The 7739-nt window shown below is 70.3% G+C and carries 6 protein-coding genes; all 6 read left to right on the top strand.

What is annotated here, in order from left to right; translation table 11 throughout:
- Nucleotides 1–123 precede the first annotated feature (123 nt).
- The 6 genes from C5B96_RS11025 (at nucleotide 124) to pip (ending at nucleotide 7713) form a co-directional block, all read left to right on the top strand.
- The gene (locus C5B96_RS11025; protein ID WP_233189148.1) at nucleotides 124–2535 is read left to right on the top strand and encodes an acyl-CoA dehydrogenase; all 2412 of its coding nucleotides are present in this window, start codon (nucleotides 124–126) and stop codon (nucleotides 2533–2535) included.
- 114 nt (nucleotides 2536–2649) lie between these two features.
- Nucleotides 2650–3696 carry an ABC transporter ATP-binding protein gene (locus C5B96_RS11020; protein WP_104245414.1) on the top strand — a complete coding sequence of 349 codons (1047 nt, stop codon included), beginning with the start codon at nucleotides 2650–2652 and terminating at the stop codon, nucleotides 3694–3696.
- On the top strand, nucleotides 3693–4526 hold the full coding sequence (locus C5B96_RS11015) for an ABC transporter permease (RefSeq protein WP_104245413.1): 834 nt from the start codon (nucleotides 3693–3695) through the stop codon (nucleotides 4524–4526). The genes C5B96_RS11020 and C5B96_RS11015 overlap by 4 nt, the downstream gene beginning before the upstream one ends.
- A gap of 2 nt (nucleotides 4527–4528) precedes the next feature.
- Nucleotides 4529–5950, top strand: a complete 1422-nt coding sequence (locus tag C5B96_RS17850; RefSeq protein ID WP_158507168.1) for a sensor histidine kinase — start codon at nucleotides 4529–4531, stop codon at nucleotides 5948–5950.
- Complete coding sequence (locus tag C5B96_RS11005) at nucleotides 5947–6723, top strand: response regulator transcription factor (RefSeq protein ID WP_104245411.1); 777 nt, start codon at nucleotides 5947–5949, stop codon at nucleotides 6721–6723. Before C5B96_RS17850 ends, C5B96_RS11005 begins: the two co-directional genes overlap by 4 nt.
- A gap of 18 nt (nucleotides 6724–6741) precedes the next feature.
- Nucleotides 6742–7713, top strand: coding sequence for a prolyl aminopeptidase (pip, locus tag C5B96_RS11000; protein ID WP_104245415.1), 972 nt, complete (start codon nucleotides 6742–6744; stop codon nucleotides 7711–7713).
- The last annotated feature ends 26 nt before the right edge of the window (nucleotides 7714–7739 follow it).

Genomic DNA, 7739 nt, shown 5'->3' with positions numbered 1-7739 from the left:
GTGGGGGGAGGGGGCGTCGCGCGGGGTTTTGTAGGGGCGTCACTGCAGGTTTGGCGGCCGGCGGGGGCGCTCCTAACGTGAGGGTGCGAACTTCTGAGCTGACGCAAGAGATGAGGGCCACCGATGGTCACCACGGCAACATCCACCACTTCCGCGAGCGGTGCGGCCGCGAACGCCGCCGCCGCTGATGGCGAGATGGCGAACGACGGCACGGCCGCGAACGCCGCCGCCGCCTCAAACGACTCGACCCCGCACACCGCCGCAGCAACAGGCGCGCCTGCCGCCACCGCGAACACCGCCGCCGCTAACACTGCAGCCGCGCCTGCCGCCGCCGCCAGCGGCGAGACAGCGAACGACGCCGCCGCGAACGCCGGCACGGCCGGCGCCGCCGCCGCCGCCGCCCCGAAGCTGCGCCGCGTCGAGACGCCCGGCCGCCGCGCCGGCGGAGCAGCGAAGGCGAACGCAAAGACCCAAGTGCAGGCGCCCACCGCGACCGCGGCCATCGACGTCGACTGGCTCAGCCACTACCTGCTCGGCACCTGGGCCGACGCCCGCCTCGAGTCCCGCCGCGTCACCGCCCGCCCCGAGATGCAGCGCATCGAAGGGCAGAGCGTCGCCGAACACCGCAAGACCGTGCTCGGCCAGCTGCACCTCCTCGTCGCCGAGGGCGCCGTGAACAAAGCCTTCCCGACCCACCTCGGCGGCCAGGACGACCACGGCGGCAACATCGCCGGCTTCGAGGAGCTTGTCACCGCCGATCCTTCCCTGCAGATCAAGTCGGGCGTGCAGTGGGGACTGTTCGGCGCCGCCGTGCTGCACCTCGGCACCGAGTACCACCACGAGACGTTCCTGCCGGCGATCATGAGCCTCGAGGTTCCGGGCGCCTTCGCCATGACCGAGACCGGCCACGGCTCCGACGTTGCCAGCATCGGCACCACCGCCACCTACGACCCGGCCACCGAGGAGTTCGTTCTGAACACCCCGTTCCGGGGCGCGTGGAAGGACTACCTCGGCAACGCCGCCGTCGACGGCACCGCCGCCGTCGTGTTCGCCCAGCTGATCACCGCCGGCGTCAACCATGGCGTGCACGCGTTCTACGTACCCATCCGCTCCGTCGACAGCGACAGCGACAGCACCGGAACCAGCCGCTTCCTCGACGGCGTCGGCGGCGAAGACGACGGCATCAAGGGCGGCCTGAACGGCATCGACAACGGCCGCCTGCACTTCGACCACGTGCGCGTGCCCCGACTGAACCTCCTGAACCGGTACGGCGACGTCGCGGCCGACGGCACCTACACCTCCTCGATCACGAGCCCGGGTCGCCGTTTCTTCACGATGCTGGGCACCCTCGTTCAGGGCCGCGTCTCGCTCGACGGGGCATCCACCGCCGCAGCGAAGATCGCCCTCAAGATCGCCATCACCTACGGCAGCCAGCGCCGCCAGTTCACCGCCGGCAGCGACACCGACGAAGAGGTGCTGCTCGACTACCAGAAGCACCAGAGCCGCCTGATTCCGCGGCTGGCGACCACCTACGCGGCGAGTTTCGCGCACGAAGTGCTGCTGACCAAGTTCGACAGTGTGTTCTCGGGCGCGCACGACACCGACGCCGACCGGCAGGATCTCGAGACCCTCGCCGCCGCACTCAAGCCGCTGAGCACGTGGCACGGTCTCGACACCCTGCAGGAGGCGCGCGAAGCCTGTGGCGGCGTCGGCTTCCTCGCCGAGAACCGCCTGACCAGCCTGCGTGCCGACCTCGACGTGTACGCCACCTTCGAGGGTGACAACCATGTGCTGCTGCAGCTCGTCGCGAAGCGCCTGCTCACCGACTACAGCCGCCGGTTCGCCAAGGCGGATGTGGGTGTGCTCGCCCGCTACGCCGTGGAGCAGGCCACCGACCGCACGGTGAACGGCACGGGCCTCCGCCGTCTCGCGCAGAACGTCTCCGACCGCGGGTCGATGGCGCGCTCCGTCGGGCAGCTGCGCTCGGCGAAGACCCAGCGCGCCCTGCTCACCGACCGGGTGGAGACGATGGTCGCCGAGATCGCCGGCAACCTCCGCCCCGCCAGCCAGGGTTCGAAGAAGCCCGGGGCGAAGAAGAAGGCCGCCGATCTGTTCAACCAGAACCAGAACGCGATGATCGAGGCCGCCCGCGCGCACGGCGAACTGTTGCAGTGGGAGGCGTTCACCGATGCCCTCGCGAAGATCGACGACCCCGGCACGAAGATGGTGCTCACCTGGGTGCGCGACCTGTTCGGGCTCGGCCTGATCCAGAAGCACGCCGCCTGGTACCTCATCAACGGTCGACTCTCGCCGAGCCGCGCGAAGGCCGTCGAGGCGTACATCGAGCGCCTCACGAGCCGGCTGCGCCCGCACGCGATCGACCTCGTCGACGCGTTCGGCTACGGTCCTGAGCACGTGCGCGCCCCCATCGCCTCGGGCGCGGAGGCCGAGCGCCAGAACGAGGCCCGCGACTACTACCACGAGCTGCGTGCGAGCGGCAACGCTCCGGTCGACGAGAAGGCCCAGAAGAAGTAGCAGCCGCCGCCGCCCCAGGTGGTACTCGGGTACCACCCGGGGCGGAGCCTCGCCGCTGAAAGACCCACCCGTGGGCGGATGCCGGGTACCGGGGCATCCTCGTAGTGTCGAAGCATGATCGAAGCACACTCACTCACCAAGAAGTACGGTTCGAAGACCGCGGTCGACCAGGTGACCTTCACCGTTCGCCCCGGGCTCGTCACAGGCTTCCTCGGCCCGAACGGCGCCGGCAAGTCCACCACGATGCGCATGATCGTCGGCCTCGACCGGCCGAGCGGCGGCGACGTCACCGTCAACGGCAAGCTCTACCGCGACCACGCCGCCCCGCTGCACGAGGTCGGTGTGCTGCTCGACGCCAAGGCGATCCACCAGGGCCGCTCGGCCTACAGTCACCTGCTCGCGCTCGGCGCGACCCACGGGATCGGTGCGAAGCGGGTTCACGAGGTCATCGAGATGACCGGCCTCGATTCCGTCGCCAAGAAGCGCGTCGGCGGTTTCTCGCTCGGCATGGGCCAGCGCCTCGGCATCGCCGCCGCCATGCTCGGCGACCCCTCCACCCTCATTCTCGACGAGCCGGTCAACGGCCTCGACCCCGAGGGTGTGGTGTGGGTGCGCGAGCTCGTGCGCTTCCTCGCCTCGGAGGGTCGGACCGTCTTGCTCTCCAGCCACCTGATGAGCGAGATGGCCCAGACCGCCGACCACATCATCGTGCTGGGCAAGGGCCGGGTGCTCGCCGATGCTCCGGTGAAAGACCTGGTCAGCGGCGCGACGACCTCGTCGGTTCGAGCGGTCAGCCCGCGGGCCGCAGAGATTGCCCGCCTGATCAACTCGCCCGGTGTCACGGTGACCAGTGTCGACGGCGAGACGCTCGAGATCGTCGGGCTCACCGCGGCTGCCGTCGGTGACGCTGCCGCTGCCGCCGGTATCGCCCTGCATGAGCTCACCCCGCTTCGCGGCTCGCTCGAAGACGCCTACATGAACCTCACGGCCGATGCCGTCGAGTACCGCACGGGCGTGTTCGACCCGGCAGCCCCCGCCACCTCCGCCAGCGCGCACGCGCACGCCGGCCCGATCGTCGACGACGAGCAGGCCGCCCCCCAGAACGCACCCACCCACGCGGCGAGCCACGCCGCCCCCACCAGCACGGAGGCCACCCGATGAGCACGTCAACTGCTCCCGCGCGTCGCAGCACCGCACTTCCCGCTTCACCGATCCGGCTCACGGTCGGCGGCATCCTCCGCAGCGAGTGGATCAAGCTGCGCTCGCTGCGCTCCACCGTCTGGGCCTACGCCGTCGTCTTCGCGCTCCAGGTCGCAATCGGGCTGCTCGTCGTCTCCGTGACCGTCAGCAACACCGGCGAGACGTTCCGCGGCGGCCCGGGTGCGAACATCCCCGAGCTCGCCACTCTCGGTGCCACCGCCGGAGTCATCTTCGGCCAGCTCGTCGTCTCTGTGCTCGGCGTTCTCGTGATCAGCGGTGAGTATTCGACCGGTCAGATCCGCTCCAGCTTCGCCGCCGTGCCCAAGCGTCTGCCGGTGCTCTGGGCGAAGCTCGCCGTGTTCGGCGTGACGACCTTCGTGGTGTCGCTCGTGAGCATCCTGATCGCCTTCTTCGTCACGTACCCGATCCTCTCGAACGCGAACATCACCGCCGACCTGTGGGACCCGAACGTCTTCCTGAAGCTCGTCGGCGCCGCCGGCTACCTCGCACTGAGCGGGATGCTCGCCCTCGGCATCGGCGCGATCCTCCGCAGCACGGCGGGCGGTATCGCTGCGGCTCTCGGCCTGCTGCTCGTCGTGCCGATCGTGTTCGGTCTCATTCCGGCGGACTGGTCCGCCACCATCAGCGACTGGCTGCCGGGCAACGCGGGCACCGCCATCTACCAGTCCAGCCGGATCTTCGAGTGGTGGCAGGGCCTGTTGATTATGCTCGGATGGATCGCCGTGGCCATCGCCGCAGCTGCGACCCTGATGCGCCGGAGGGATGCCTGAGCATGACCTCCCCTGAACACCCGGCCCCGACGCCCGAAACGGCGACGGTGGCCGGGCGTTCAGCGTTTCTCGACGACCTGCGCCTGCCGAAGCCCCCCGGGGTGTTCCGCACCTTCTTCGCGCGGCACGCCTGGGTCGTCGACAGCGCGATCGTCGTGCTCTTCGGCCTTCCCGCCATTCTCACGCTGTTCGCCTTCCGGCCGGGTTCCCGGCCAGAGGCCGTCTCGGTGCCCGTCTTCGTGCTCTCGATCATCGGCACGGCGCTCGTTCTGGTGACTCTCTACCTGCGCCGCCGGTATCCGCTCGTGCTGGTCGGAGCGGTAGCCGCGGGGGCCCTGCTCGCACAGGGCGTCAACGGTGTCGACAACATCCCGCCCTTCGTCGCGCTCTACGGCGCCGCCGTCTACGTCTCGGTGCGAGCCGCCTGGTTGGCGTTCGCCCTGCTCTCCGTCGTGCGGATCGGCTCCGATCTGCTCTGGCAGGGCGGCGACATCGCGGGCACCCTCGGCACGACGTCGGTCTCGATCTTCCTCATGCTCATCGCGACACTGGTGGGTATCAACGTCGGCAACCGCAAGCGGTACGTCGAGGCCCTCCTCGACAGGGCGGCCCAGCTCGCCCGCGAGCGCGACCAGCAGGCGCAGCTTTCCGCGGCCTCCGAGCGGGCTCGTATCGCGCGGGAGATGCACGACATCATCGCGCACAGCCTGACCGTGATGGTCGCCCTCGCCGACGGTGCCGATCGGATGGTCGGGGTCGACCCCGATCGGGCACAGGATGCCATCCGCCGGGTCGCCGAGACCGGTCGCGGTGCGCTCGCCGACATGCGCATCGTGCTCGGCATTCTCGCGAAGCCGCTCGAGGTCGACTCGCCGTCGGTCGGAGGCGGCCCGATCGACCCGCGCGGGGAGGGTGCGCTCGCTCTGCCGCCGGTCAGGGAGACGCTCGATGCGCCGGGTGGGGGAGCATTCCAGCCGCAGCCGGGCCACGAAGACCTCGACACGCTCGTCGCCTCGTACCGCAGCGCCGGAATGGTGGTCGTCTACACGGTGACCGGTGCGATCACGCCCGATCCCGGCATCCAACTCGCCGTCTTCCGCATCGTGCAGGAGGCGCTCACCAACAGCCTGCGGTACGCACCCGACCCGAAGCACGTCACGGTGACGGTCGTCTACGAGGCACCGGCCATCACCGTCACCGTCGCCGACCAGGGCCAGTCGCAGCTCGCGGCGCCCTCGATCGGCACCGGCAGTGGCATCATGGGCATGCGCGAACGGGTGCGGGGGTACGGCGGCAGCGTCGAGGCCGGCCCGACGACCGCGGGTGGGTGGCGCGTGCGGGCCGTGATTCCGCAGAAGGAGCCGTCGCCGGCGGCGCAGGTCTCGTCGGAGTCGCAGTCACAGTCAGAGGGGGAGCAGTCATGACAGAGGTGCGGATTCTGCTGGTCGACGACCAGGCGCTGCTGCGGATGGGCTTTCGCATGGTGCTCGAAGCCGAACCCGGTTTCGTGGTCGTCGGCGAGGCCGCAGACGGGGCAGCCGGTGTGCGCGAGGCCGTCCGGCTGCAGCCCGATGTGATTCTGATGGACGTGCGGATGCCCGGAATGAACGGCATCGACGCCACCCGTGAGATCGTTCGCCAGGTTCCGACCAGCAAGGTGCTCATCCTCACCACCTTCGACCTCGACGAGTACGCGTTCGAGGCGTTGCGCGCCGGCGCGAGCGGCTTTCTCCTGAAGGATGCCCGCCCGACCGAACTCGTCGCCGCCATCGCCGCGGTCGCCGCCGGGGACGCTGCCGTCACGCCCCGCGTCACTCGGCAACTGCTGGAGATGTTCGGGCCGTCGCTGCCCGCGGCGGGGGGCGCCGGGGCAGGCGCCGAAGGCGGGGCAGCCGGGGCAGGCGCCGCCGGCGCAGCAGCCGGGGCCGGCGCCGCTGCCGCCGACCGCGCCGCCGCGGCATCCGGCCCGCCCCCCGCCGACCACACCGCAGACAGGCTGAACGACCTCACCGAGCGCGAGCGCGAGGTGCTGCTCGCCATCGCCGAGGGTCTCACCAACACCGAGATCGGCGAGCGGCTCACCGTCTCGGAATCCACCGTCAAGACCCACGTCGGCCGCGTGCTGCTCAAACTGCAGGCCCGCGACCGGGTCCAGGCGGTCATCCTCGCCTACCAGGCGGGCCTGGTCGGGCCGTAGGCTCGGTGCATGGCTGAACTGCGCACCCTGTACCCCGAGATCGAGCCCCACGAGATCGGCTTCCTGCCGGTCGGCGACGACCAGGAGATCTACTGGGAGGTCTCGGGAAACCCCGACGGCAAGCCGGTCGTCTTTCTGCACGGCGGGCCGGGTGGCGGCACCAGCCCCGCCCACCGGCGGCTGTTCGACCCGGCGAAGTACCGCATCGTGCTCTTCGACCAGCGCGGCTGCGGCCAGAGCATCCCGCACGCCAGCACCTCGCCCGACCACCTCGCCTCGAACACCACCTGGCACCTGGTCGACGACATCGAGAAGCTGCGCGTGCGGCTGGGCATCGAGCGGTGGATGGTGTTCGGCGGATCGTGGGGCAGCACCCTCGGGCTTGCCTACGCCCAGACGCACCCGTCGCGCGTCACCGAACTGGTGCTGCGCGGCATCTTCACGTTGCGCAAGATCGAGCTCGACTGGTTCTACGAGGGCGGAACGCGCATGATCGTGCCCGACCTCTGGGAGGGGTTCGCCGAGCCCGTGCAGACGTCGCCGCTGGTTCCGGATGATCGGGGTCACCACATCCGCGCCTACCATCGCCTGCTCAACCACCCCGACCCCGCCGTGCACGGGCCCGCCGCCGTGGCGTGGGCCTCGTACGAAGCATCGACCATCACGCTGCTGCCGAACGCGGAGCTCGTGGCCCGCTTCGCCGAGCCCTCCTACGCGCTCGCCTTCGCGCGCATCGAGAACCACTACTTTCTGAACGGCGGCTGGTTCGACGACGGCCAGCTGCTGGCGAACGCGGGGCTGCTGCGGGGCATCCCCGGGGCGATCATCCAGGGCCGCTACGACCTCTGTACCCCCGCCGTCACGGCCTGGGAGCTGCACCGGGCGTGGCCGGAGGCGTCGTTCACGATGGTGCCGGATGCTGGCCACGCCTTCGACGAGCCCGGCATCCTCGACGCCCTCATCGAGGCGACCGACCGCTTCGCGCGCTGACGCGCCCCCGCCCCTCCAGCTCTCCC

This window comes from Subtercola sp. Z020 (assembly GCF_002931235.1).
Classification (GTDB): Bacteria; Actinomycetota; Actinomycetes; order Actinomycetales; family Microbacteriaceae; genus Subtercola.
This window is presented reverse-complemented; position numbering and strand designations above follow the sequence as displayed.